The sequence below is a fragment of the Pontivivens nitratireducens genome (assembly GCF_011290545.1).
Classification (GTDB): Bacteria; Pseudomonadota; Alphaproteobacteria; order Rhodobacterales; family Rhodobacteraceae; genus Pontivivens; species Pontivivens nitratireducens.
Genome location: NZ_CP049815.1, coordinates 1 through 23,158, shown reverse-complemented (window position 1 = coordinate 23,158; position 23,158 = coordinate 1). Strand labels below are relative to the sequence as shown.

General features: G+C 60.2%; 24 protein-coding genes and 4 pseudogenes. 11 read left to right on the top strand and 17 right to left on the bottom strand.

Annotated elements, in window-relative coordinates:
- Positions 1-87: 87 nt before the first annotated feature.
- The 4 genes from G8E03_RS16200 to G8E03_RS16185 form a co-directional block, all read right to left on the bottom strand.
- A complete protein-coding gene (locus G8E03_RS16200) occupies positions 88-477 on the bottom strand; it encodes a DUF3768 domain-containing protein (protein WP_166195054.1) in 390 nt (129 codons plus the stop codon).
- Positions 478-564: 87 nt separating this feature from the next.
- Positions 565-774 (bottom strand): DUF6330 family protein, encoded by a 210-nt coding sequence (locus G8E03_RS16195; protein WP_166195051.1) that lies wholly within the window; start codon positions 772-774, stop codon positions 565-567.
- 23 nt (positions 775-797) lie between these two features.
- Positions 798-1,736 carry an ArdC family protein gene (locus G8E03_RS16190; RefSeq protein ID WP_166195048.1) on the bottom strand — a complete coding sequence of 313 codons (939 nt, stop codon included), beginning with the start codon at positions 1,734-1,736 and terminating at the stop codon, positions 798-800.
- 40 nt (positions 1,737-1,776) lie between these two features.
- Positions 1,777-2,247: a hypothetical protein gene (locus G8E03_RS16185; RefSeq protein WP_240910508.1), complete on the bottom strand. Its 471-nt coding sequence runs from the start codon at positions 2,245-2,247 to the stop codon at positions 1,777-1,779.
- A gap of 713 nt (positions 2,248-2,960) precedes the next feature.
- On the opposite strand from G8E03_RS16185, the gene G8E03_RS16175 reads away from it, so the two are divergent.
- Together G8E03_RS16175 and G8E03_RS16170 are read left to right on the top strand one after the other, a co-directional pair.
- Positions 2,961-3,326, top strand: coding sequence for a hypothetical protein (locus G8E03_RS16175; RefSeq protein WP_240910507.1), 366 nt, complete (start codon positions 2,961-2,963; stop codon positions 3,324-3,326).
- A 52-nt stretch (positions 3,327-3,378) separates the two neighbouring features.
- Positions 3,379-3,563 (top strand): annotated as a pseudogene (locus G8E03_RS16170) (IS630-like element ISSpo6 family transposase); the annotation flags it as partial.
- Positions 3,564-3,575: 12 nt separating this feature from the next.
- Here G8E03_RS16170 and G8E03_RS16165 read toward each other — a convergent pair.
- Positions 3,576-4,472, bottom strand: coding sequence for a LysR family transcriptional regulator (locus G8E03_RS16165; protein WP_166195042.1), 897 nt, complete (start codon positions 4,470-4,472; stop codon positions 3,576-3,578).
- A 127-nt stretch (positions 4,473-4,599) separates the two neighbouring features.
- Between G8E03_RS16165 and G8E03_RS16160 the strand changes: the two genes are divergently transcribed.
- From G8E03_RS16160 to wrbA, 6 genes are all read left to right on the top strand, one after another.
- Positions 4,600-5,178, top strand: a complete 579-nt coding sequence (locus G8E03_RS16160; RefSeq protein ID WP_166195039.1) for an NADPH-dependent F420 reductase — start codon at positions 4,600-4,602, stop codon at positions 5,176-5,178.
- A 29-nt stretch (positions 5,179-5,207) separates the two neighbouring features.
- The gene (locus G8E03_RS16155) at positions 5,208-5,651 is read left to right on the top strand and encodes a DoxX family protein (RefSeq protein WP_120352572.1); all 444 of its coding nucleotides are present in this window, start codon (positions 5,208-5,210) and stop codon (positions 5,649-5,651) included.
- A gap of 62 nt (positions 5,652-5,713) precedes the next feature.
- On the top strand, positions 5,714-6,541 hold the full coding sequence (locus tag G8E03_RS16150) for a VOC family protein (RefSeq protein ID WP_166195036.1): 828 nt from the start codon (positions 5,714-5,716) through the stop codon (positions 6,539-6,541).
- A 39-nt stretch (positions 6,542-6,580) separates the two neighbouring features.
- Positions 6,581-7,558: a glutathione S-transferase family protein gene (locus tag G8E03_RS16145; RefSeq protein WP_166195033.1), complete on the top strand. Its 978-nt coding sequence runs from the start codon at positions 6,581-6,583 to the stop codon at positions 7,556-7,558.
- 120 nt (positions 7,559-7,678) lie between these two features.
- Positions 7,679-8,587 carry a pirin family protein gene (locus G8E03_RS16140; protein ID WP_166195031.1) on the top strand — a complete coding sequence of 303 codons (909 nt, stop codon included), beginning with the start codon at positions 7,679-7,681 and terminating at the stop codon, positions 8,585-8,587.
- Positions 8,588-8,634: 47 nt separating this feature from the next.
- Complete coding sequence (gene wrbA / locus G8E03_RS16135) at positions 8,635-9,228, top strand: NAD(P)H:quinone oxidoreductase (protein ID WP_166195028.1); 594 nt, start codon at positions 8,635-8,637, stop codon at positions 9,226-9,228.
- A gap of 154 nt (positions 9,229-9,382) precedes the next feature.
- On the opposite strand, the pseudogene G8E03_RS16130 reads toward wrbA, so the two are convergent.
- The 6 genes and pseudogenes from G8E03_RS16130 to G8E03_RS16105 form a co-directional block, all read right to left on the bottom strand.
- Positions 9,383-9,657, bottom strand: a pseudogene (locus G8E03_RS16130) (DUF932 domain-containing protein); the annotation flags it as partial.
- Positions 9,658-9,849: 192 nt separating this feature from the next.
- The gene (locus G8E03_RS16125; RefSeq protein WP_120352568.1) at positions 9,850-10,740 is read right to left on the bottom strand and encodes a cation diffusion facilitator family transporter; all 891 of its coding nucleotides are present in this window, start codon (positions 10,738-10,740) and stop codon (positions 9,850-9,852) included.
- Between the two features lie 213 nt (positions 10,741-10,953).
- The gene (locus G8E03_RS16120) at positions 10,954-11,340 is read right to left on the bottom strand and encodes a hypothetical protein (RefSeq protein ID WP_166195025.1); all 387 of its coding nucleotides are present in this window, start codon (positions 11,338-11,340) and stop codon (positions 10,954-10,956) included.
- Between the two features lie 61 nt (positions 11,341-11,401).
- Positions 11,402-11,713 carry a type II toxin-antitoxin system RelE/ParE family toxin gene (locus tag G8E03_RS16115; protein WP_166195022.1) on the bottom strand — a complete coding sequence of 104 codons (312 nt, stop codon included), beginning with the start codon at positions 11,711-11,713 and terminating at the stop codon, positions 11,402-11,404.
- Entirely contained in the window at positions 11,691-11,945 is a 255-nt protein-coding gene (locus G8E03_RS16110; RefSeq protein WP_166195019.1) for a type II toxin-antitoxin system ParD family antitoxin, read from the bottom strand. Before G8E03_RS16110 ends, G8E03_RS16115 begins: the two co-directional genes overlap by 23 nt.
- Positions 11,946-12,093: 148 nt before the next feature.
- Positions 12,094-12,491, bottom strand: a pseudogene (locus tag G8E03_RS16105) (single-stranded DNA-binding protein).
- A gap of 431 nt (positions 12,492-12,922) precedes the next feature.
- Here G8E03_RS16105 and G8E03_RS17540 point away from each other — a divergent pair.
- The 3 genes and pseudogenes from G8E03_RS17540 (at position 12,923) to G8E03_RS16090 (ending at position 15,978) form a co-directional block, all read left to right on the top strand.
- On the top strand, positions 12,923-13,078 hold the full coding sequence (locus tag G8E03_RS17540) for a hypothetical protein (protein WP_240910506.1): 156 nt from the start codon (positions 12,923-12,925) through the stop codon (positions 13,076-13,078).
- 204 nt (positions 13,079-13,282) lie between these two features.
- Positions 13,283-14,377: a Fic family protein gene (locus tag G8E03_RS16095; RefSeq protein ID WP_166195016.1), complete on the top strand. Its 1,095-nt coding sequence runs from the start codon at positions 13,283-13,285 to the stop codon at positions 14,375-14,377.
- Positions 14,378-14,635: 258 nt separating this feature from the next.
- Positions 14,636-15,978: pseudogene (locus G8E03_RS16090) on the top strand (IS1380 family transposase).
- A 164-nt stretch (positions 15,979-16,142) separates the two neighbouring features.
- Here the strand turns inward: G8E03_RS16090 and G8E03_RS16085 are convergent.
- From G8E03_RS16085 to repA, 6 genes are all read right to left on the bottom strand, one after another.
- Entirely contained in the window at positions 16,143-16,307 is a 165-nt protein-coding gene (locus tag G8E03_RS16085; protein WP_162931916.1) for a hypothetical protein, read from the bottom strand.
- Between the two features lie 387 nt (positions 16,308-16,694).
- Positions 16,695-17,168, bottom strand: coding sequence for a hypothetical protein (locus tag G8E03_RS16080; protein ID WP_120352563.1), 474 nt, complete (start codon positions 17,166-17,168; stop codon positions 16,695-16,697).
- Between the two features lie 99 nt (positions 17,169-17,267).
- Positions 17,268-19,451: a ParB/RepB/Spo0J family partition protein gene (locus G8E03_RS16075; RefSeq protein WP_166195013.1), complete on the bottom strand. Its 2,184-nt coding sequence runs from the start codon at positions 19,449-19,451 to the stop codon at positions 17,268-17,270.
- Positions 19,452-19,620: 169 nt separating this feature from the next.
- Complete coding sequence (gene repC, locus G8E03_RS16070) at positions 19,621-20,835, bottom strand: plasmid replication protein RepC (protein WP_166195010.1); 1,215 nt, start codon at positions 20,833-20,835, stop codon at positions 19,621-19,623.
- 213 nt (positions 20,836-21,048) lie between these two features.
- Entirely contained in the window at positions 21,049-21,981 is a 933-nt protein-coding gene (gene repB, locus G8E03_RS16065) for a plasmid partitioning protein RepB (RefSeq protein WP_120352560.1), read from the bottom strand.
- A complete protein-coding gene (gene repA / locus G8E03_RS16060) occupies positions 21,965-23,158 on the bottom strand; it encodes a plasmid partitioning protein RepA (RefSeq protein WP_120352559.1) in 1,194 nt (397 codons plus the stop codon). The genes repB and repA overlap by 17 nt, the downstream gene beginning before the upstream one ends.

The following is a 23,158-nucleotide window of genomic DNA, read 5'->3' as shown; positions in this document are numbered from 1 at the left end:
GGATCACCACGACAAAAGGCCCGCTTTGCCTTTTTGGGGGCAGCGGGCCTTCATCGTCTCAGATGTCAGGATGGGGTGTCCCCTGCCCTACCAGTCGCGCGCCAGCATGATGGTCAGCACGCGCATGGTGGTGGCGGGGTTGTCCGGGGTCTCAGCCCCGTAGCGGAAATCGGAATCCGCTTCATAGAGATCGATTTTCCAGAACACGGTCTCGCCACGGATCTCGACCGCCCCGAAATCGTGAAAGCCTTCAGGGTCATTCTCAGGCTCGAACGTGGCAAACGCGGCGGTTGCCTTCACCGCCTCGGCCATGAAGCCGTCGCTGGCCTCCATAAGCGAGCGGGTGACATGCATCCGACCCTGGATGGGCTGCGCGGGCGGCACTCCAAGGCACGTGAGCTTGCGAAACGCGTCGTTCTGCGCGGCGATCACACTCGGATCCGGGCAGTCTGGCTGGGGTTGTGCGGTGATGGTCATCGGACATTCCTTTGAGAAGTTGAAACACCCTTCACAAAGCCCGCTTTCACTTTTCCGCCTGGCGGCAGGACCGAAGGAGAAGGTGCCCTACCCGAACTGCCCCTTGGGTCTGTGATTCGGGTAGGGGATGGTTTCGATCCAGCCGCCCTGGTCCGTGATGCTCTCGAGCGCTGCCGAGAACGGATAAGCGCCCTCGGACTGGCTCCACCAATAGGCACCGCGTTTGAAGGTGATGATCTTGCGGCGGCCGTCTTTGAAGCAGGCCACCCGCAGCGTCTTGGGTTCCTTGCGTGACATGCGAGTCTCCGTTCTCCGTGTGGTCAGGCGGCCTCGGCACTGCGCCCTGCCCCGCCCGTCTCCGATCTGGCGATCAGATAGTCGCAGGCGCGCTGCGCATCCGCGGCGTGCTTGAAGATCGCACCCTTGTCCGACCGAAGAACGCGCAACCAATTGTGGAGATAGGCGGCATTCATCTCGAGCGTATGCGCCGTGAAGCCGAGCGTCTGACCCAGAAACACCGAAGTCAGTTCCGCGACGATCTCCTCGCGCGCGTAGGAGGTGTTGCCGAACTTCGAGAGCCCGAAATCGCGGTTGAGCCGATGCGGAGCTTTCGTGGCATGTGCGAGCTCATGGGCCCAGACCCCGTAAAAATTGCGTGGGTCGTGGAACCGCGTGATGGATGGCATGTAAACCTTGTCCACGGGGGGCAGATAGTAGGCTTCCGTCCCCGTGAAGACGGTCGTGATGTCGATGGCCTCGAAAAACGCCTGCATATGCGGGATGGGCTCGGACGGCGGGTGTTCGGGCGCTGGCTCAGGATCGGGGAAGAAGCTGTCGGGCAGGCCCTCGATCTGGCAGGCATTGAACACGCGGTAGGATTTCTGGAAGCGAAAGATGCGGGCCTCCTCGGAGCGATCATCCCCGTCGCTGCGGTCGTCCTCGCCGTCGACGCCTTTCCGGCTTTGACCGTAATAAACGACGACAGAGGACTTTTCGCCCTTGCGGACCTTTGCGTCCAAGGCATTCGCCTGTGGCAGCGTCATCCAGAAGGGTGAGCTGTGGCCTGCCAGAACGGTGCGCATTGTCAGCAGGAAGTTGTTGACCCCCTGGTAGGGCTCACCGCCCACGCGCAGAGGGCGGGAGCTGCCACCTGCGGTCCAGAGCTTGCGCCACGGCAGGACGCCGCGCTCGATGATGCGGATGACTTCGTTGGTGATGGCCTCGGAGGCATCGAATTTGGGCGTGCGGGATCGGGGCATGGCTGGCCTCCTTTCGAGTTTTGGTGAGAGGGAATGGTGATCAGATTGACTGACGGGGCCTCGGATCGTTGATGATCCTCGCACCAAGCCCCTCGACCGTGTCGTTGTAGGTGGTCAGCGAGACGGACCTGCCAGGGCCCCAGGGTTCAGGGTCGACCGATCCGTCCCGCGTCACCCGCGGCAAGTTCGCGAAGGCGATGACATCGGTGACGGGTCGGATATCGATGAACGGGGTCCCTCGTGCGACCGCAAGAGTGGCCAAGGGAAAGCGCTCGATCGGTGCGAAACTCGACACGGTGGTCCAACCAAGATAGATGAATGTCCCGCCCTCTCCGCAGATCACATGCGCGTTTGGCAATGACGCCGCCTGCTTCAGATAGCCGAGATCACGCAGGACAGTCTCGCGCTCGAGCTGCTGTGCCTGGCCCGTCTGGCCGGTTCGGCGTAGTTCCTTGTGTCGCCACCACGAGGCAGCGGTCGCGCGCAACACGCGCAAGACACCTGTTTGCATCGGAATGCCCCTCATCAGGAACGGCAGACCGGAATCCGGCCCGGACCCATCTGAGGGACCCCAAAGGCCCTCATCCGTCAGTCACAAAACCCGAAGGACACTTTCACTTTTCCTGGGCACGGACCCTGTCCTTCTCAAAACCAACGGGCCCTCAACCGCCGTTGCCACCTGTGTTCCCATTCGCTCCTGCGTCACGTTCCAGGCATGCGCCGAAATTCCGCCATCAGCATGAGATGGTCGGCAAACCGATGCATATCACCCCAATCCTCGAAAAATCCGCCCGTGTTGCGCGCCCAAGACGCGAACTCGGGACACGCCTGCATGCTTGTCAGCAGATCAAGCGCGGTCCTGTTCTCGCGCAAAGCCAGGCAGGAACAACGCAAGAAGCGTGATGATTGCACCGGACACGCTATTGGGCTTCGGCTCCAGCACCGCACCGAGATAAGCAATTAAGGCCGCGAGCACCACGGTCCAGCTCTGCCCGCATCATGCCGAATGCTAAACTGACTTAGCTCAAGGCCGGGCCGTCCAGGCTTATCGACCCAGCCTTTCGTTGTTCGCAGGCGGCAACGAGGCCGGCGGAAGCTCGCCGTTTCTGCTGCATTATGGCCTGGTGATGTTCGTTATGCCTGACTTCTGTCGTGCTCAGCGCTATCTATCCGACAACACTTGAAACGGAGCGAGCTATGAGATTTTCTCGAACACTGGCCGTAATGGCGATTGCAGCCGTATCGATGGCCGCCGTGCCTGCATCGGCAGACCCTGGGCACGGCAAGGGCAAGGCGCGCGGCGATCACCCCAACGGATTTGCAGGACATTGCCCGCCGGGACTTGCAAAAAAGAACCCGCCCTGTGTGCCGCCGGGGCAGGCACGCAAGTCCTATGATCACTACGGCTCTAGAATCGGGGATGTCCTTCGCATCGGTGACTACGTGGTTATCCGCGATCCCCGTAGGCTAAATCTAGAACCGCGTGACGATTGGCGCTATTATCGAGAGGGCAACCGGGCCTATCGGGTTGATCGTGACACCAGAAAGATCCTGTCCGTCATCAACCTTATCGATGCCTTCACAAACTGAGCCGTCGGCGTTGATGATCGGCTCTAACCCAGTTTTGATGCAGATTGACAATCTGCCGCCGTACTCACCCTACTTGAACCCAATCGAAATGGCGCTCTCGAAACTCAAGGCGCACTTGCGACGGACAGGGGCCAGAACATTCGACCAGATTTTCGACGCATTCGCGGAGTCTGCGATCTGTTCACACCGCCTGAATGCTGGAATTACTTCTGCGAAGCAGGAAATGGATCAAGTTAAAGGCTCGATGCTCTAGAGGGTCGTGGTAGACCGAATATCCTCGGCGGCGAAGTCGATCAGTGCGCGGATCTTGCGGGGCAAGGCCCGGCCCTCGAGATAGGCCGCGCTGACAGGACCGCTGTCGCCTCCGAACTCCTCCAGCAAGGGGACCAACGATCCGGTCTCGATGGCGTTGCTCAGGGCGAAGCGCGGAATGTTGGCGATCCCAAGGCCGCCGATGGCCAGATCCATGGCCGCGCGCGCGGAGTTGACCTGGAACCGCCCGTGGATCTGAACATTTGTCTCGACCCCGTTCCTGACGAAGATCCATCTGTGCGGAACCCGCCGGTTGGTGTCCACTATACAGGTATGGTCAGCCAGTTCCTCGGGTGAGCCGGGCTTTCCGTGTGCTCGGACATAGTCCGGGCTGGCCACCAGAAGGCTGCTGAAGGTGCCAAGCCTGAGCGTCTTGAGTGACAGCATGTCGGACCGGCCGATGCGAAAAGCCAGGTCGAAGCCGTCGCTGGCCAGATCGACATAGCGGTCATCGAGCCGCAAATCGAGTGTAAGATCCGGGTTTTGTCGGGCAAACCGTGCCAACATCCCCGTTACATAGACTTCGCCGAAGGTTACAGGAGCCGAGATGCGAATGACGCCGGTCAGGCCGCGCGATCCTTCGGCAACGCTGCCGAGCAGCTCATCTAGATCATCGAGCAGCGCCGGCGCCCGCGCAATCAGGTCCTCACCCGCCGGTGTCAGCCCCACCTTGCGGGTTGTCCGCTGAAGCAGGCGGGAACCGAGGCGTTGCTCGAGCGCAGCCACATATTTGGAAGTCAGCCGGTTCGACACGCCCAGTTGATGGGCGGCCGCGGTGAACGAGCCCGTCTGCGCGGTGGCCACGAAGGCCCGGAGTTCATCGACGATATCCATGGCAAATTACTTAGTACATTTTGTGGATAGTCATTCTCCATAGTCGCCATTTCATTGCCTAAAGGCAAGGCGTATCTTCCTGACAGATCAAACAGCGCCTGAAGGCGCGCACTGAAAGGAACAAGTCATGAAAATCGCAATCATTGGTAACGGCAATGTCGGATCCGGTCTGGCAAATATCCTGAGCAAAACACAACATGAAGTAGGGACCTTTGGTCGCGCCGACGATGTGGCAAAGGCCGTGACTGAGGCCGATATCGTTATCTTCGCGACACCCTATGGGGCAGCTGCCGAAATCGCCGACCAGGCAGACTTCACCGGCAAGATCGTCATCGATGTGTCCAACCCCGTCACCGAGGATTTCTCGGCCCTGCAACTCGGCACCACCACGTCGGCCGCCGAGGCGATCGCTGCGCTCGTTCCGGGAGCGTTCGTCGTGAAGGCCTTCAACACAATCTTCGCCCAGCACTATGCGGGGGATCTCAAGCTGGACGGTCAGCCATTGCAGACCTTTGTCGCCGCCGACGACGAGACGGCGCGCGACACCGTGAAAACGCTGGCCGCAGAGGCCGGATTCGAGCCGGTCGATGCCGGCCCCCTGTCCACCGCCCGGCAGCTGGAGCCGCTCGGCTTCCTGAATATCCAGTTCGGCTATGTGCATGGAAAAGGCACCGAGATCGCGCCGCGCTGGCAGTTTGCCGCCTGACCCAACCTCCCGAACAAAGGAAAAAGACAATGTCCAACGCAAACCTTCAAAACGCCCCCCAATCGCCGGTGATCCCCGGCGTGGCAAATGCCGATCTGGCAGCCACAATCCTGCGCGTGACTCTGGGAATACTGTTCATAGCCCATGGCTGGCTGAAACTGGCGATCTTCACGCCGGCTGGAACCGCCGCCTTCTTCGAAAGCCTCGGCTTTCCGGGTGCGCTTGCCTATCTCGTGATGGCCGCCGAGCTTGCCGGCGGCGTGGCGCTGATCCTCGGCGTCTGGAGCCGCTGGGTGTCGCTCGCTCTGGTGCCGGTCCTGCTCGGCTCGATCTACGCGCCGCATGGCGCGGCCGGCTTCTTCTTCTCGAATGAAGGCGGCGGCTGGGAGTATCCGGCTTTTTGGGCGATCACACTGGTCGTGCAGGCCCTGCTGGGCGACGGCGCCTATGCACTCAAGCGCAGCCGGACCTGATCCGATCCGTCCTCATGGTGCGGGGCAATCAGCCCCGCACGCTTCCGCAAAGAGGTTTCACGATGACCAATTCAACCGAAAAGTTCGATATGAATGCCGCGCCGATCCGCATCGATACCGTTCGGCTCAGGGTGCGGGATCTCGATGCCGTTTCATCCTTCTACCAGGACGTTCTGGGGCTGGTGCCGCTGGCAGAGGCCGGAAGCAGCGTCACACTGGGCACCGAAGAAACACCGCTGCTCCATCTTGATGGCGACCCGGCGTTGCGCCCACGCGATCCCAAACAGGCAGGGCTGTTTCACACCGCCTTCCTGCTGCCCTCGCGCGGCGATCTGGCCCGCTGGCTTGGCCATGTGGCCGAAACGGACGTGCGGCTGCAGGGCGCATCGGATCACATCGTCAGCGAAGCGCTCTATCTGGCCGATCCCGAAGGCAATGGCATCGAGGTCTATGTCGACAGACCGCCAAGCCAGTGGCGCGATAGCGCCGGCGATATCCGCATGGCCACGGACCCGCTGGACCTTCAGGATCTGATGCGTACGGCGCAGGGCCGGACATGGACCGGCTTCCCAATAGGCGGCATCGTCGGCCACGTTCACTTGCAGGTCGGCGACACGAAAGAGGCGGATCGTTTCTACCGCGACGCCCTCGGCTTCGACATCGCGGCGACCTATCCGGGCGCTAGTTTCTACGGCAGCGGCGGTTATCACCACCAGTTGGCCGGCAACATCTGGAACAGCCGCCAGGCCGGGACGCGGGACGCGTCCGAGGCGGGGCTGAGCGAAATCACCCTCGGCGTCGATCCGACAGCGCGTCAGGCGATCACACAGCGCCTTGGCGGCGATCGCTTTTCAGATCCCTGGGGCACCGCCTTCGCGCTGGCGCAGTGATGCGCTTTGCGAAGCTGATAGTAAAAAAGGAGACAAGACATGCTTGTGAATGGAAGATGGGTCGAGAACTGGCAGCCGGTCCAGAAGGCTGATGAACAAGGGCGTTTCATACGCCAGGTTTCGGAGTTCCGGAACTGGGTCACCCCCGACGGACGCCCCGGCCCCACGGGCGAGGGTGGCTTCGAGGCCGAGGCTGGGCGGTATCGGCTCTATGTCGCGCTGATCTGTCCTTGGGCCTCGCGCACTCTGATCGCACGCCGCCTCAAGGGGCTTGAGGATATGATCCCGGTCACGGTGCTCAATCCGACGCTGACCGATCAGGGCTGGCAATTTGGCGGCTATCCCGGCGCAGATGAGGATCCGCTTTACGGATCGAAATATATCCATGAACTCTACACTCGCGCTGACCCGCTTGTCTCGGGCCGCGCCACCGTGCCGGTGCTGTGGGACATGAAGCGCGGCGTCATGGTGAACAACGAAAGCGCCGACATCGTGCGCATGTTTGATACCGCCTTCGAAGCGATCGCCCCATCCGATCTGCGTCTCTATCCCGCCGCTTTGGCCGACGAGATCGACGTGCTGAACAGGCAGATTTACGAAAGCCTCAATAACGGGGTCTACAAGGCCGGGTTCGCCTCCAGCCAAGAGGCCTATGACGAGGCCGTCGATGGGGTGTTCGCGATGCTGGACCAATTGGAGAGGCGCCTCGGTGACGACCGCCCGTATCTGTTCGGCGACGAGTTGACCGAAACCGATATTCGTGCCTTCGTGACGCTCATCCGGTTCGACGCGGCCTATCACGGATTGTTCAAGACCAACCGTCGGCAAATCGCGGATTACCCGCATCTTTCAGCGCATATGGAACGCGTGCTGCGGCTGCCGGGCGTCGCGGAAACGGTGAACATGGATCACATCACGCGAGGCTATTATTCGATCAAGGCGTTGAATCCGACGGGCATCCGGCCGGCCGGCCCGGCGCATGTCCGGCGTTTGCTTGACGTAGTCGCGGCCGACTGACAGCACCTGCTTGCGCGGCATTGGGATCTGCGCGCAATCGCACTGCCGATGCCACTTCTTCGCCAACAGCGATTTCGCCTCCAAGGGCCATCTTGGATGTATAAGAATAAAGGAGCCTCCATGACGTTCAGACCAGTCGCAGCGACCAGCAAGGCGCAACCCGCACTGGAAGGTGCGGGCGTGCATCTGCAGCGCGTATTCGGCTTCGACGATCCTTCGTTAACCGATCCGTTTCTGATGATGGACGATTTTCGCAACGATGATCCTCGGCTTTATTCCAAGGGGTTCCCTTGGCATCCGCATCGCGGGATCGAAACGATCACCTATGTTCTGGACGGTCAGGTCGAGCATGCCGATTCGCTTGGGAACCGCGGCCTGCTCGGCCCGGGCAGCGTTCAGTGGATGACCGCCGGATCGGGCATCGTGCATCAGGAAATGCCTGCGGGCAACGCCAAGGGCCAGATGCACGGCTTCCAACTCTGGGCCAACCTGCCCGCGTCGCTCAAGATGACGGCGCCGCGCTACCAGGACATTACCGCCTGCGACATCCCCGTCGAGGGCGATGACGACGGCACGGTGGTCAAGGTGATCACTGGCTCGTTCTGGGGCAAGACCGGCCCGGTGGACGGGATCGCGGCCAATCCGATGCTGCTCGATGTCTCGGTCCCAGCCGGGCGGCGTAAGGTGCTTCCGGTGGACACGCGGGCCAATGCGCTTGCCTATGTCTTTGCTGGTTCCGGCACTTTCCGCGATGCCAGCGACCCTGTAGGCATCAAGGTTGAAAAGGAATATCGCGGGACCGAGCTGAACATCCGCGACATGACCGGAAACCGCACGCTGGTCCGTTTCGGATCCGGCGACGAGATCACGGTTCAGGCTGGCGACGAAGGCATCCGTTTCCTGCTGATGACCGGCAGACCGATTCAGGAACCTGTCGCCTGGCATGGCCCCATCGTGATGAACACCCAGAAGGAATTGCGCCAGGCACTCCTCGAACTGAACAACGGCACCTTCATAAAGCACGCGTGAGGATGCCGCCCGATACGAAAAACCAACCAACTGAAAAGGAAAAGACAATGGCACAGCCCAAGATCGCAATTATCTTCTACTCGACCTACGGAACCAACCATGCCGTCGCCTTGGCGGCGGCAGAGGCAGCCCGCGACGCAGGCGCGGATGTCCGCCTTCGCCGCGTTCCCGAGACGGCCCCGAAAGAGGTTGTCGAAACCCAGGACGTCTGGAAAGCGCAACTGGACAAGATGGGCGATATCCCCGAAGCGACGGCCGACGACATGGCATGGGCCGACGGTTATTTCTTCTCGACACCGACCCGTTTCGGCGTGGCCGCCAGCCAGCTTCGGGCCTTCATTGATACGCTGGGCGGGCTCTGGGGTGCCGGCAAGCTGGCCAACAAGACCTTCACGGCCACGACGAGCGCCCAGAATCCGCATGGCGGTCAGGAAGCGACCATTCTCAGCCTGTACACCACTGCAATGCATTGGGGCGCCATCATTGTCGCGCCGGGTTTTACCGATCAGTCGATTTTTGACGCTGGCGGCAACCCCTACGGCTTCTCGACCAACGCCAATGGCTTTGACGATGCTGGGAAGGCGGCAGTGACCCATCAGGCCAGGCGCCTGGTCGAGATGACCGGAAAGATCACCGGCTGATCGAGACGGCAGATCGCGGGCGATATCGCGGCGCAAACCAGCGCGCCCCACCGCCCGCGAAACCGGTCATACGCAGCAAAAATATCAGTTCGTGGGACAAGAAGACTGCTGTTGCGAAGTCGTTAATGTCGTTTTGCACAAATAAGTTCAGCAGTTTTTTACCCTTCGGCAGGATCAACTGCAACCGGCGGGGCCGTCGCGCACCGCCTCGACCCGGATATCGCCGGTCTGCAACACCCGGCTGCGGCTGCGCGCGTAGCGACCTTGCACGTTGGCTGCGAGATCGTCCAGTGAAAGATACTGCTCGTCATCGGGTCGGCTGAATCATTCGGGCGACATCCGCCCGTTCCGCTCGCCCCGGCTGACATCTACCTTATAGCCACCTGCCCTTGTTGGTAGTACAGCGTCCAAGAATTCCACAACACCCATCGGCATTCCTCCGTGATAGGCGCTGGAAGCCACTCTCCCAGCCTTTAACCCGTCGCGAAAGCAACCAACACCTCTTTGACTGTTAACTCCGCAGCTTGATGGAAAATTTTTGCGACGAAACGTGGCTTGCCGAACGCTCACCATGCCAAGCATTCTTTCAGTTGAGATGATGTGATGGTCATTCAACGCGCTCTATTCTAACACGACAATTCCAGTGCGCTTTGACTTATGCTCAGGTTCAACGTGGATGGTGATGCGCGCATCTGGAACCGCTTTGGCGATACCAACCTCAACTCTGTCACAGATCTCGTGGGCGTCGAAAACCGTCATTTCGCTTGGGACCACAAGATGAAATTCTACAAAGGTCGCACTGCCCGCATGACGGGTCCTGAGATCGTGCGCTTCGACCGCTCCGGCCGCTTCGATTGAGATGGCTTCACGTATGCTGGCCAGAATCTCTTCTGGAACCGCCTCATCCATCAGGCCGCTCAGCGACTCTTTCACGACGCGAGAACCAGACCATATGATATTGATCGCAACCAATGCAGCCATAAGCGGGTCAAGGACCCACCATCCGGTAGCAAGTGCAAGAAGAACTCCCATCGCGACGCCTGCGGACGTAAAGACATCGGTCCATAGATGCCTCCCATCGGCGACCAACGCTGGAGATTTCAGTAGACGCCCTCTTCGAACCAGCACGAAGGCCCACATCGCATTGAGCATCGTGGCCGTTCCGTTCACCAGAAGGCCCTCTATCGGAGCGCCAAGCGCGCGAGGGCTTAGGAAGCCTTCGTACGCCTCCCGCAGGATGAATATCGCCGCTACGATGATCATCACCCCCTCTAGGACGGCGCTGAAGAACTCCGCCTTGTGGTGACCAAAGGGATGATTTGCGTCCGGCGGTCGCGCCGCGATCCGTATCGCAACGAGCGCGGCGAACGCAGTTGCGAGGTTCACAGTGCTTTCGAGCGCGTCCGAGAGCAACGCCACGGAGCCTGTCATCAGCCATGCCAGTGTCTTTAACGCTAGAACAATGCTCCCAACGACAAGACTTCCAAAAGCAAGTTTGAGCGCAGAATGCATTTTTGCTCCGATATAAAGGCATTTGAATTACAGGTCGGCAATGAACTATTCAACCTATTGAATTTGCCAATGATAATGCCTCTCACTCCGAACAGGAAGCACACCGGTCGCTAAATCAACCAACACCTCTCTGACTCTCAAACGCAGGCCGAGGTCGAAGTACCGCCTGTTGGCAAGCAGCCCGGCGCAGGCACAGTGACACCGGGTGCTGACCTAACTGTTCGGGCGAGACTTCAAGCTGGCCATCGCATCAAGGAAGGCCTGATCCAGCACCGGATCGTCCCATCTGCCAGCGACGGCCATCCAGCGATCAAGGTCCTCCCGGAAACCCGGATCATCGCTCTTGATGTGAAACGTGAACAGGCGATTGACGATGTCCCGCATCAGGCTTGCCATCTGGGCGTCGTCGATATGGGCGGCCTCAAGCCATGGTATTTCGCGGCCCTCGGCATCGATCACGAGGACATCGGAATAATCCCCCGTCCTGGTTGTTGGCACCGTGCCTGCGTGCAGGTCTTCGAGGCGCGAATTGCGGATGCAGATCATGGCCATGATCTTCGCAAGATTGGCCGCGATGCGGTCTTCGTCAGCGGGTTTCATGGTCAAATCCTCATGTGATAGAAAAATGTCGACTGTCGGCTTGTGGGACAGAAGGACAGGATCATTCGTTGAGATAAGCCGTCCAATTTTGCCGCGCATGCACAATACGCAACACATCCAGCCAGCTGGCTTCGATCCGATAGATGATGAGATGGGACCCTGAGCGGTACACCCGCACCGGCGGGCGAATTTCGAGCCGTTCGCGCGCGATTTCAGGGTGTCGGAGCAGCAAGGACATATCACTGGCAATCGCGCGGATGTAGGTTTCGGCCTGGCCAACAGACCACATACGTACGGTGTAATCCCAGATCGCGTCCAGATCGCTTAATGCTGCGGGAGTTAGCCGGTATTCAGTGACCGTTCGTTTCGGCATTCTGATCTCGCTTGCGGGCAAGGAATGCCCCGACATCCAAATGCCTCGCGGGACCACTGGCGATGCCCTCATCGACGAGCTGCTGCAGCTCCGCAATGGCCTGATGGCGGTCCTGATCCCGGCGGATCAGATCACGCACGTAATCACTGGCGTTGCTATAACGCCCATCCTTGGTTTGCGTCTCGACCCAGGTCTTCATCGAATCGGGTAAAGAGACATTCATCGTGGCCATGATCTTGATCTCCTTTTTGATGAAGATGGCATAGATTGCCAAAGTTTGTCAATAAGTGCGCCAGCGCCACCAGGCTGGACCTAACCGTTTACGGCGCGCTTTGTACCCGGCGGGCTGTCCCGCCGGGCCGAAGGGGAGACACCGTTCTTCAGAACGGGATCTCGTCGTCGCGGTCGACCAGCTCGGGGTCTTGACCCTCGGTCGACTTCGGGGGGCTAAGGAAGTTTCGGCGATGATCTCGCAGCCGTAGCGGTCAATGCCCATGCTATCGATCCACTTGCTGTAGTGGATACGACCGTGGGCGAGGACCTTCATGCCCTTTTCGCAATACTCCGTGACCGTCTTGCCGAGACCGTTGAAGCAGGTGATGCGGTGCCATTCCGTGTCCATGACCCGGTAGCCGTTGTCGTCGCGCATCACGCGACCTTCCGAGAGGCGGGGGCGCGAGGTGGCAAGGCTGAAGTTGGTGATCTGGGAGCCGCCCTGGGTGGTGCGGGCTTCGGGGTTCTGATCGATGTTGCCGGCGAGGATGACGATGCTCTGCATGGGTAAGCTCCTGTGTTTCCTGTCTTCGGGACCGTCCCTTCGACAGCCCGTCGGGTGACACGTGCACGGTGGACGGCACGGACGCCGGAAACCCCCAAAGGACCGGGGTGGTGCGGGCAGGACGCCACAGGCGGCCAACACGGCCCGGACTGTCGCGGGGTTGCGCGCAGGAGACCGAACCGGATTAGGGGATTGTCAGTCGAAGTAAGGACCCAGAGGACAGAAAGGCACGGGGAGCCCATGCCAGACCCTGTCATCTTGCCAGTCGGACTTATCTGAACCTAATCCCTGCACCTCTCTGGCGGCGACTCTGGCGGCGACGAAAATGACGATCATCGACTCGCGCCCTTCTGCCCCTGCCTTCCGGAAGTTTCGGGCCTATGCTGCAACGGGCTATCAATATCGGAACATTCAGGACACGGACCGCACCAATGGCTGATTTCGATCTCGAGGCCCTGTCGCTCAGCGAGCTGAAGAAAATGCAGAAGGATGTCGAAGGCGGCTTCCACCTATCAAGATCGACAAAAGGCGGAAGCCTGCGCCGGAACTGGGCTACTCTCTTGCCGAACTTGTCGGCTCCAAGGTGAAAACCACCCGTGTGCAATCCGCTGCGAAATCCTCACCACCTAAGAACCCTACAGCTCATCCGGTCTATCCGTGGGCGTGACCCGAAGTGGTTCGTTGACGCATTCAAGGCGGGCACAGACCCAAGTTAAGAAAACAGCTTTTTACTGACATGACACGAAGATCATGTTAGCAAAGCGACGCTTTCTTAACACGAGGCAGGGAACATGTTAAAGCCGACCTATATCATCCCCACTCTGCCCCCGACGGCGGAAATCGAAACTATTCCTGTGCTCAAAGCGCTCGCTCGCGCTAGCCGTGCGCTTGCGGACCTGAAGGGGCAGGCAAAGACCATCCCAAATCAGGGCATTTTGATCGATACCCTCGCTCTCCAGGAAGCCAAGGCCTCCTCCGAAGTCGAAAACATCGTCACGACGCAAGATGAGCTGTTTCAGGCGGACATCTTCCCCGACGATCCGCAATCCCCTGCGGCCAAAGAGGTCGCCCTTTATCGCGATGCTCTCCGGCTTGGCTATGCACGGTTGGGTGAAACCGGCGGTTTGATCCCCAACTCAGCGATCATCGACATGTTTCGTCTGCTGAAAGGGCGTAGTGATGGGTTTCGAGTAACACCGGGAACCGCCCTGAAGAACGAGAAGACCGAAGAGATCGTCTTTGTGCCGCCTCAGGATGCGCGCGAGATCGTCACCCACATGACCGCGTTGGAACGGTTTATCAACGATGACGGTCTCAGCGACCTTGATCCGCTGATCAAGATGGCGCTCATCCACCACCAATTCGAAAGCATCCACCCCTTTCCAGACGGGAACGGGCGAATCGGCCGCATTCTGAATGTCCTCTACCTTACCCGCACCGGGTTGCTCGACATCCCCGTGCTGTACCTGTCGCGTTTCATTACTCGCAACAAGGCGGACTACTATCAGCACCTGCAGGATGTGCGTGATACCGGAAACTGGGAGAACTGGGTCATCTACATGCTCGAGGCCGTTGCAGAGACCTCTGCGACGACCTTCGAGATTGTTACCGGTATCCGGCAGCAAATGGCGGACGTCAAGCATCGGCTGCGGTATGAGTTGCCCAAGATCTACAGCCAGGAACTGCTGAACAATCTCTTCCGCCACCCTTACACGCGGATCGAATACCTGCAGAAGGATCTGGATGTCAGCAGACAAACCGCTGCGAAGTATCTCGACACCTTGGCGGAGCGGGGCTTTGTGGAAAAGCACCGGTCTGGGAAGAATAACTACTTCATCAACGTCGCCTTGGTGAAACTCTTCCTAGACGTCTCGGGCGGCCCGTAGGGCTCTGACTAGCCTGACAATTCGAGGAAGGTGACGATCTGCCGGCCTGCATCGGCACTCTGTCTCGTTCAGCTGCGGCGACTGGCAGGCGTAGAACTCAGGTCGGCGCCCTTGCGCCGAACCTGAACCTTGGCGGAAACCGTGGGCCTAACCCGGAAAATTCATGAAGAGGCGGTGAGAGTGGTGTAAGGTTTTGAGATCGTGTAGATTTTGAGTGTTGAAGCCAAAATCCTGGATTTCGAGGAGCCACTTCTCACCATGGACAAATCTACACGCTCTCACCCCCGTTTGTCACCTGTGAATGGCAAGCCAATCCTGCTTGGTTTGATGGCGCGGACATGAGTTCTGATGCCGGGCTGACCCTGCTGCGCGAGATCGAGCGTCAAGCAGGTCTGGCACAGCGTCTTGCTTCGTGCATGGTTGATCCGCGTGATCCGGCCAAGGTTCAACACAACCTGGCCGAGATCATGCGCTTCCGGATCATGATGATTGCCGCAGGATATGAGGACGGAAACGATGCCGCCACTTTGCGGCACGATCCCGGCTTCAAGCTGGCCCTGGAGCGCGGCCCCGAGACCGGGGCGGCGCTGTGTTCCCAACCCACGATCTCGCGGATGGAGAACCTGGCCGATATGCGCGCGCTGATCCGGATGGGTCGGGAGATGGTCCGGGTTTACTGCCAGTCCTTTGCGCAGCCGCCCGGTCAGATCATCCTCGACATCGACGACACGTTCGACGCGGTGCATGGCCATCAGCAGCTGCGTCTGTTCAATGCCTACTACGACGAATACGGCTTCCAGCCCATCGTTGTCTTTGACGGCGACGGGCGGCTCGTCGGAGCTTTGCTACGCCCGGCGCGCAGGCCCAAGGGGGCTGAAAGCGCAGCCCACATTCGCCGATTGATCCGGCAGATCCGCAGGCATTGGCCCAAGACCGAGATCCTGCTGCGCGCTGATGGCCACTACGCAACCCCCCAGGTTTTGGACCTGTGTGACAGGCTCGGGCTGCGCTATGTCTTCGGCCTGCCCAAAAACAGCCGTCTGGCGGAGCACATCCTGCCCCTCGAGACCTCGACGGCCGCGCGCTATGCCCGCAAGCCCGGCCAGAAGCTGCGCCGGTTCAAGACATTCTTCTATGCGGCCCGGTCCTGGTCGAAAACGCGCCGCGTCATCGCCCGGGTCGAGGTCAGCCCCAATGGGCGCGACACCCGCTACATCGTCACCAATCTCGAGGGCGGGCGCGGCAAGCACCTCTACGAGAAGCTCTACTCCGCCCGCGGTCAGCCCGAGAACCACATCAAGGCGTGGAAAACCCATCTCGCCTCGGACCGGACCTCGTGCTCGAAGGCGACCGCCAACCAGATGCGTCTGATGTTGCACGGTGCCGCCTACTGGATCTGGTGGAAATTGCGCGCCGCCTGTCCAAAGAAATCTCCGTGGCGCCGTGCCCAGTTCGACACGCTGCGCCTGTATCTCGCCAAGCTGGCCGCCACCATCGTCGAGAAGAAGACCCGGATCATCGTGACGCTGCCAGCATCCTGCCCACAGCAAGGCCTCCTGCGCCTGCTCTTCGATGCCCTCGCCCCGCCAGGGCCAGCCTGACGCACGCGCGCCCCGACAACCCCGAAACATCAATCCATATGACCCAAGACCAAGTCGCCGGCCGGACTGTCAACCGGACGCCGACATCGGATGCGCGCGAGAACCCCCAGGCCCGGAAAACCAACTACCCAAGCAGAAAGCTGCAGCTTCATGAATTATTGCGGCTAAGCCCACGGGTCAACCTCAACCAGTACCTGAACTTCGTCGCCGTCGATTTCATCGGCAGGGACGGCGCCGAAGGTTCCATCCCCAACTTGGAAGACGACGATCGAAACCATGAGCGTGGCGGCGAGGGAGGCGGCGAAGGCGTGTGCGTCTTTGCGGGACATCTGTTTGGCTCCCGTCTTTGGAGGCGGGGGACCATCCCTCGCGCGACAGGACCCCGCAGGCCCGAAGACTGGCTGACATCACCGGGTGCGTTCGGCTCGTCCGAATCCATCCGGCGGCACGGGCTTGCCCGTAGTCCGACCCCTCGCGGGTTGATCTCGAAGACAGAATTCGGGGCAAGGAAGGGAATGGCGAGCGGGGGATGGTCCCCCAACGTCAGGAGCCGATTGTCCCGCTGATGTTCTAACGCCGCCAGCCTCCCGGCCACGCTCTTGGTTGAAGACGTCCTTCCGTGGGGATGGATCCTTTGGTGCCCCGCGAACTCAAAGGACAAGGTTGTGATGGTTGAGAGGCCCGCGCTTGGGCGGGCCGCTCGGTTTCAGTTGGGCTCAGGCGGCTAGGTCCGCGCCCCCTGCCCTTTCGCTATTTTCATCGCTGACGATTTCAAGTCGCGCGTTGCGGTATCCTTCCTTGGCGATCCAAAGCTCGGCCGCGGTGATGGATTCCGCCAGATGCAGCAGCTCGGTGTTGCCGCCGAAGTCGAGGAGCACGCGCACCTGCCCGGGCTTCGGCTCCTCGGCCACCTCGAAGACGAGGGCGCTGTCAGCGGAATGGCTGCGCATGATGGTGACGAGGATCACCCCGTCCGAGGAGAGGTTACCCTCATGCAGCGTGAACGACGCGGGAGCAGTCCAGGTCGCGTAAGGCCGGGGTGGCTCCTTTTTCACAAGGCGGCCGACACCGTTCGAACGCTCCCAGGCCGCCAGCTTCTTTGTGAAGCGTGCTGGCGGCTTGGGACTGCCGTCAGTGTAGCGAATGAGCGCCCCGAGGGGCGCGGTGTCGATGATGGTTGGTGCAGACATGATTCCTCATTCCGAATGCGAGTAATCGCACTCATCTTATTGATATTGTTACACTATAGTGTGATTGGGGGCGGAATCTCCGCCCCCCGCTGGATCACGTTATTCCGCGGCCAGCATCGACGCGCCTTGAGCAGGCAGGTCATCCGTCAGGAACGCGGGAAGGTCAGCCTCACTGACGCTGTCGGCCACTTCGGCATCGACATCCGCCCCTTGCCCTTCGGCACAGTCCTCACCGTCCAGCGCCACGAGATCGTTCCGGCGCAGGACCTCGGGCAACCAACCGCTGCCCTTCAGCAAGCGCTCGGCCTCACTGGCCATCTCGCCTTTCTTCAGGTGATCGAGGAGTTGGGTAGTCACCTCCCCTTTCGCCTCCCGCACGGCCTCGAGGATGCGGGCCTTGGGCACGCGGTTGAGATAGGTGTCGACCGTCGGCTCCCATCCCGCCTCGACCATATCGAGACCTGTGGCGCGCGCCACGAGATCGGCATGCGCCATCCGCCGGGTCAGACCGCCTGCGGAGATGCCTGCCCCGTAAGGGTTCACCTTCTCATGCAGCGCGTTGACGCCGAAGCTGAGGCAATGCGCCAGCAAAGCCAGACGGCTGCCCTGGTCGAGGACCGTCAGATAGTCCCAGAGTGCCGCATCATCGCCAAGCGGCAGATCGGCTTCCCATTCCGCGTGACGCTCGTCGACCAGCTTTGCCACCACGCTGTCCTTCAGATCGGGCGCCTGCGCCGACATGTAGACGTGACGCACTGAGGCTTCGAGACAGCTTCCCGAAGCTGAGGAGGTGCGGAAGGTGTCCGTCACCAGCTTCAGAAGCAGCAGCGTCAGCGCGACATCGGGCGAGCGCCCGATCGCTTCACGCAGCGCCAGCGTCCGGTGGGCCGTCAACTCCATCACCAACCGCTCGGGCAGCGGCTTCAACGCCCCGTCGTCCTCATCCTCCGGCAAGTCAGCTCCGATCGGCTGGCCACCCGACATGATGACGGTTCCGCCATGAGCGGCACTGCCATGGCCATCGGTGAGATCACGATCAGCCCCCTGCCCCGCCACCGCAGGATCAGTACCATCCTGGACCGCGGTCTCCTCAACGGGCTCATCCTCTGGACGCACATAGCCGCGATAGACTGCCAGCGCGCCGTAGCGGTCGAGCGTGACGAACGCCCCTGCCCGCCCGATCTCCTCCGCGTGGAAGATCAACGGCCGGGTCTCGATCTTTTCCATCTCTGCTTCCAGCAGGCCAAGCCGCGTGTCGATTTCATCGGGGATTTCATCCTGTCCCGCGTATTCCTCTTCCAGCGCCCGATACTCGGCGAGCAGTTTGGCATGGGCCGCTCCTTCGTCATCCGTCATTGGCGCCGGATCACCGGACAGAGACCGCAGGCCGTGGCTGTAGCCGTAGGGCAGGTCAAGCGCGACCTCGATCCATTTCCAGCCCTCAACCGCGACTGTCTCAGCCTCGGCCTGGAGTTTTTCCGTCACCAGCCGATCGAGCAGGGCAGGATCCTCGAGCCAGCCACCGTCATCGCCCTGAAAGAGGTCATGCAGCATCGTGCCACCAGCCGCTTCATAGGCCTCAATACCCACAAAGACCGCACGCCGGTCTGACGCCCGGACCGAGGTCTCGGTCAGCATGCGCCGGATTTGGAATGGCTCCTTGTTCCAGGATGAATGGATCACATCCCAGACCTGAACCTGGCGCGCGTGATCGGGGTTCACGGTGAAGGCCATGAGCTGCTCCAGCGTCATGCCATCCTCGGCATAGATCTCAAGCAGGGCAGGGGCGACGGAAGCGAGTTTGAGGCGCTGCTTCACGATCTGCGGCGTCACGAAGAAGGCGGCAGCAATCTCTGCATCGCTCTGACCCTTGTCACGCAGTGACACAAACGCGCGGAACTGGTCGAGCGGGTGCAGGGCGACGCGCTGCATGTTTTCTGCAAGGGAATCGTCCTCGACCAGAATCGCGGACCCCGCATCCCGCACGATGCAGGGAATGGGCGTCGTCTTCGCCAAACGCTTCTGCTTCACCAGCAAGGACAATGCTTGGAACCGGCGGCCACCGGCCGGGATCTCGAACTTGCCGGTCTCGGTCCCATCGTTAGCCAACACGGGCCGCACGCTCAGGCTCTGCAACAGACCGCGGCGGGCGATGTCTTCGGCCAGTTCCTCGACGGACACGCCAGCCTTGATGCGCCGCACGTTGGACTGGCTCAGCACCAGCTTGTCGAAAGGGATATCCCGGGACGGGGACAGGGTGATTTTCTGGACAGTTTTCGTCATCAGATCTTCTCCACGACGGGCACCGGAAGCCGCTCTCCCGATCTCACTTCCCGTCACCCTCAAACCAACACTCCTTTGCCTCTCGATAATCGGATGGTTGCCAAGAGGCGACTTAACAGCTGTTAAGTCTGGCCAACTGAGCACCGACGACGTCGAAACTTAACAGCTGTTAAGCCGCACTTCGCCGTCCGATCAAAGCCATGACCATCGGACCGCAAGAGAATTCGCCCGCCGCGGCCTTGGACGTCAGCGCCCGCAAGTATCCACCCGGTGATCTGATGTCGGAAAAACGTTCCAGCATGGCCACGACGACGATCGAGGCTTGCTCTGGTCCCATGCAGCGCTGCGCTTCTTCCCAAGCGGAAACACTGATCCCCATGGCCGGCCGTACATGACAAGCCGCGTCGAAAAGCTGGTGCCAGTGTCGAACGTCGCCCTGATAGAAAGTCTTGAGCGAGGGACAGCCAGCGATCACCAGGTGGAGTGGGATTTTCGGTACCCGCCTCGTGTCAGGCTCTTCAACGTCAGCCACAGGCTCATCCGTATCAATATCAGGCGCGCCACTCGCCGCCGCTCCGCCTTTTTCTAAGGCAGGTTCAAGATCTATAGATTCTTTATTTGAATTATGATGGTGACGCTCAAATTGGGCATCATTGGTGTTCATTTCTTCTGTTTCAGGGCCGTCAATGACATTACGCGCCTGGTCAAGGAGGGTCTCCAGTTCAGTCCGGAATGCCGACAGATCCTCAAGCGAAAGCTTGCGGCGAAGAGCGCGGGCTGTGAGGGAGGCCGTATCGCTGAGCTGGTCCCATAGGCCAAGCCCGGGCTGGATCTCCTCGCCGAACTCCGCCAGAGCGGCCAGGTCGCGACGCATGAGGCTCACCACCTCCCTCAGTCGCCGCACACGGTCCTCAGCCTCACGCACAGCCTCTGCGGCCCGTGCAATCTCCTCTGCCCGGCAATAGAGCGGGGAGAGATCAAAGCCGAAGGCCACGCGATCTTCGCCACGCTTGCGCACATACCGCTTCCCGTTGGGGCTATCGCGCCGCATGAGCAAGCCTGCGTCTACCAACCGGGCGAGGTGACGGCGCATCGTCGAGCAAGGCATGCCGTTCAGCCGCTCGCAGATCGCCTTGTTGGATGGGAAGACGACCATTTCGGTGTTCCCGCCAAGCGCATCGTCCGGAAAGAAGCTGAGAAGTCCCTGAAGAACGGTCAGATCGCGCTCGGAAACCCCAAAGGCTGCCTGCGCCTTGGACAACTCGCGGAGGAGCTCCCACTTGTTGACGGGCTTGCCTGGAACAGATGCCTCGGGCCGCTCGATCACGCGCAGATGGGCGTGCGATATCGGCCGCATAAACGGCGAAATTGGTGTGTACTCCATGAAAATATTCACGAAGGCAAAATTTGAGTGGCCCGCGAATCGCTTTGCGCTTGCGGGAGAGGGGCCAGATCGCTACATTCAGAGGTGCGAAAACTGAAGTTTTGTAGCGGGCTGGTCCCGTTCGAAACCTAATTAAGGTCTCGTGAAGCTAGCTTCTCGGGGCCTTTTTCATTCTTGCCTGTATCGTGCCTCCTTTTTGTTGGTTGCTCTTCCTCAGTCTTCTGAGCGCTTCCAGCGCTCATGAAGCTCGGTAAGCAGCTGCGGGGCGTTGCCCTCAAGCCAGCTGACAAATTCAGTATCCTCGGACTTCAACTCGAGCTTGAGTTGCTTGCCACGGCGTCCGGTCGTGACGGTTGCAGCACCGACCCCTGGAATGACCGTTTCAGGCTGGCTGCGCGAGCGAATCGAGGAAGTGGAGTGCTCGGTCTTCCCTGCCGCAGAAAGGACTGCCAAAAATGCCCGGTCGGACTTCTCATCTATTCCACCCGAATGGATTGACTTGGTTTCATTGGCCAAGGCTGCGAGTCGCTCGTGGTCCACATCTGCAGCCCCAATACACTTCTTGAGTTCCTCCCATCGGGGTCGGCCGATCCCAGGTGCCGCACCGATGGCCAGGACAAGATCTTCTCCTACGGTGCGGACAACGCTTAACAACTGCGAAACCCCAGCCTCGGTCAGATTGAGAACCTCGGCAACGCCCTTGTTGGTGCGCTCTGACTCGCCCAGGTGGTCCCCATCAAGCAAGGCAGCGGCTACGAGCGCGCGTTCGATAAAGCTCAGATCTCGCCGCTCCTGGTTTTCCAGCAACTGATCGCGAAGCGCCTGATCACCCTCCATTTCCGTGACAATTGCGCGGACCTTGATCCCAAGTTCTCTGCAAGCCTCAAGGCGACGGCGGCCATAGATCAGGCTGTAGCGATCACTCTCAAGTGGGCGCACTAGAATCGGAACACGTTGGCCGTTCTTGAAAATCGATGCCCTCAGACCCTCGATCTCGATCTGAAGTCGGTCATCTAACCGACCTGCAGTCTCGATATGACCGGGGTCGATTTCGAAAACACCACCTCGGAGCCTGCGCCCCTCAAGAGCGTCGGGCGCGTTGCGCAGGGTCTGCAAGGGCAGACCAAGTTTAGGCTTTCTTGCCATTGCGTCCCCACGTGTTCTGAATGATCGCAGCGATCTCGTCGTTGACGCCGTTCATGGAATCGATCGCGCGATCGAAAGTCTGGCGCGTGAATTCCTTCTTGTCGGCCTCATAGAGCGTCTGCTTTGTGAGCCCCGCATCCGAAATCGCAGTCGATTCGACCATGTGATTGGTCAGAACGGACCTGCCGAAAAGACCCCGGATGAAGGCAATGACCTCAGTTTGCGGTGCATCACCCACCTTGTAGCGAGTTGGCAGGAAACGCAGCCAGTCAAAGCGAAGGTTTGCGCCGGCGTCCCGGATGACGCCAAGCAGATCAGCGGTCATGCGCAAAAACTGCGACATAGACATGAGATCGAGCATCTGTGGGTGAACGGTGACAAGCACCCCGGAGGACGCCGACAAGGCAGACATGGTCAGGAAGCCAAGCTGCGGCGGACAGTCGATGACGACGACGTCATAGTCTGCTTCAACACTATCGAGCGCATCACGCACACGGGCAAAGAACGCGCGGGCGCCGCCTCGCTGGATGGCAGCCGGCGTCTCATGTTCGAATTCCATGAGCTCTAGGTTCCCGGGGATAAGGTCGAGGCCTCGGATGTAGGTTTTACGGATTACTTCCGAGATCGGGACCGGTTCATCATAGCGAACTGCGTCATACAGCGTTCCACCCTCCATCAGGTCCAGCTCAGGTTGGATGCCATGCAGCGCGGAAAAGGATGCTTGGGGGTCCAGATCGATCGCAAGGACACGATATCCCTTGAGAGCCAAGCGCTGCGCAAGGTGAGCTGATGTTGTCGTTTTCCCCGAGCCGCCTTTGAAGTTCACAACGGAGACAATCTGAAGCTCGTCACCGGCACGACGCCCCGGCACGTAGGTCCCAGGCTTCTTCGCGTTTGCCTCTAGGGCGTGGCGGATCTCCCAGATATCATCGAGTGTATACCGACGGTGGCTGCCCGCAGTGGTTTCGACGTCAGCGATCTTTCCTTCTCGATGAAGCTTGCGAAGGTAGGTATGATCGACGCCAAGCAACTCTGCCGCCTCGCCGCTAGTCAGGCTGCGCATGACTTTCTTGGCGTCGGGAGGGAAGCGGGCCGCACGTTGCGCATGAAGGTTTGACGCGAGAAGCTCTGCGTAGTGCCCGATGGCAATGTCTAGGTCCTGCTCAGCTTCGCTCAT

Excerpts from the sequence above, each read along its gene's own strand:
- G8E03_RS16115 (WP_166195022.1), bottom strand. The coding sequence starts at position 11,713 with ATGCCGAAACGAACGGTCACTGAATACCGGCTAACTCCCGCAGCATTA.
- repB (WP_120352560.1), bottom strand. The coding sequence starts at position 21,981 with ATGGCAAGAAAGCCTAAACTTGGTCTGCCCTTGCAGACCCTGCGCAAC.
- G8E03_RS16150 (WP_166195036.1), top strand. The coding sequence starts at position 5,714 with ATGACCAATTCAACCGAAAAGTTCGATATGAATGCCGCGCCGATCCGC.
- G8E03_RS16160 (WP_166195039.1), top strand. The coding sequence starts at position 4,600 with ATGAAAATCGCAATCATTGGTAACGGCAATGTCGGATCCGGTCTGGCA.
- G8E03_RS16120 (WP_166195025.1), bottom strand. The coding sequence starts at position 11,340 with ATGAAACCCGCTGACGAAGACCGCATCGCGGCCAATCTTGCGAAGATC.
- G8E03_RS16110 (WP_166195019.1), bottom strand. The coding sequence starts at position 11,945 with ATGGCCACGATGAATGTCTCTTTACCCGATTCGATGAAGACCTGGGTC.
- G8E03_RS16200 (WP_166195054.1), bottom strand. The coding sequence starts at position 477 with ATGACCATCACCGCACAACCCCAGCCAGACTGCCCGGATCCGAGTGTG.
- repA (WP_120352559.1), bottom strand. The coding sequence starts at position 23,158 with ATGAGCGAAGCTGAGCAGGACCTAGACATTGCCATCGGGCACTACGCA.
- G8E03_RS16095 (WP_166195016.1), top strand. The coding sequence starts at position 13,283 with ATGTTAAAGCCGACCTATATCATCCCCACTCTGCCCCCGACGGCGGAA.
- G8E03_RS16185 (WP_240910508.1), bottom strand. The coding sequence starts at position 2,247 with ATGCAAACAGGTGTCTTGCGCGTGTTGCGCGCGACCGCTGCCTCGTGG.
- repC (WP_166195010.1), bottom strand. The coding sequence starts at position 20,835 with ATGGAGTACACACCAATTTCGCCGTTTATGCGGCCGATATCGCACGCC.
- G8E03_RS16190 (WP_166195048.1), bottom strand. The coding sequence starts at position 1,736 with ATGCCCCGATCCCGCACGCCCAAATTCGATGCCTCCGAGGCCATCACC.
- G8E03_RS16075 (WP_166195013.1), bottom strand. The coding sequence starts at position 19,451 with ATGACGAAAACTGTCCAGAAAATCACCCTGTCCCCGTCCCGGGATATC.
- G8E03_RS16175 (WP_240910507.1), top strand. The coding sequence starts at position 2,961 with ATGGCGATTGCAGCCGTATCGATGGCCGCCGTGCCTGCATCGGCAGAC.
- G8E03_RS16155 (WP_120352572.1), top strand. The coding sequence starts at position 5,208 with ATGTCCAACGCAAACCTTCAAAACGCCCCCCAATCGCCGGTGATCCCC.
- G8E03_RS16140 (WP_166195031.1), top strand. The coding sequence starts at position 7,679 with ATGACGTTCAGACCAGTCGCAGCGACCAGCAAGGCGCAACCCGCACTG.
- G8E03_RS16125 (WP_120352568.1), bottom strand. The coding sequence starts at position 10,740 with ATGCATTCTGCGCTCAAACTTGCTTTTGGAAGTCTTGTCGTTGGGAGC.
- G8E03_RS16165 (WP_166195042.1), bottom strand. The coding sequence starts at position 4,472 with ATGGATATCGTCGATGAACTCCGGGCCTTCGTGGCCACCGCGCAGACG.
- G8E03_RS16085 (WP_162931916.1), bottom strand. The coding sequence starts at position 16,307 with ATGTCCCGCAAAGACGCACACGCCTTCGCCGCCTCCCTCGCCGCCACG.
- G8E03_RS17540 (WP_240910506.1), top strand. The coding sequence starts at position 12,923 with ATGGCTGATTTCGATCTCGAGGCCCTGTCGCTCAGCGAGCTGAAGAAA.
- G8E03_RS16145 (WP_166195033.1), top strand. The coding sequence starts at position 6,581 with ATGCTTGTGAATGGAAGATGGGTCGAGAACTGGCAGCCGGTCCAGAAG.
- G8E03_RS16195 (WP_166195051.1), bottom strand. The coding sequence starts at position 774 with ATGTCACGCAAGGAACCCAAGACGCTGCGGGTGGCCTGCTTCAAAGAC.
- wrbA (WP_166195028.1), top strand. The coding sequence starts at position 8,635 with ATGGCACAGCCCAAGATCGCAATTATCTTCTACTCGACCTACGGAACC.
- G8E03_RS16080 (WP_120352563.1), bottom strand. The coding sequence starts at position 17,168 with ATGTCTGCACCAACCATCATCGACACCGCGCCCCTCGGGGCGCTCATT.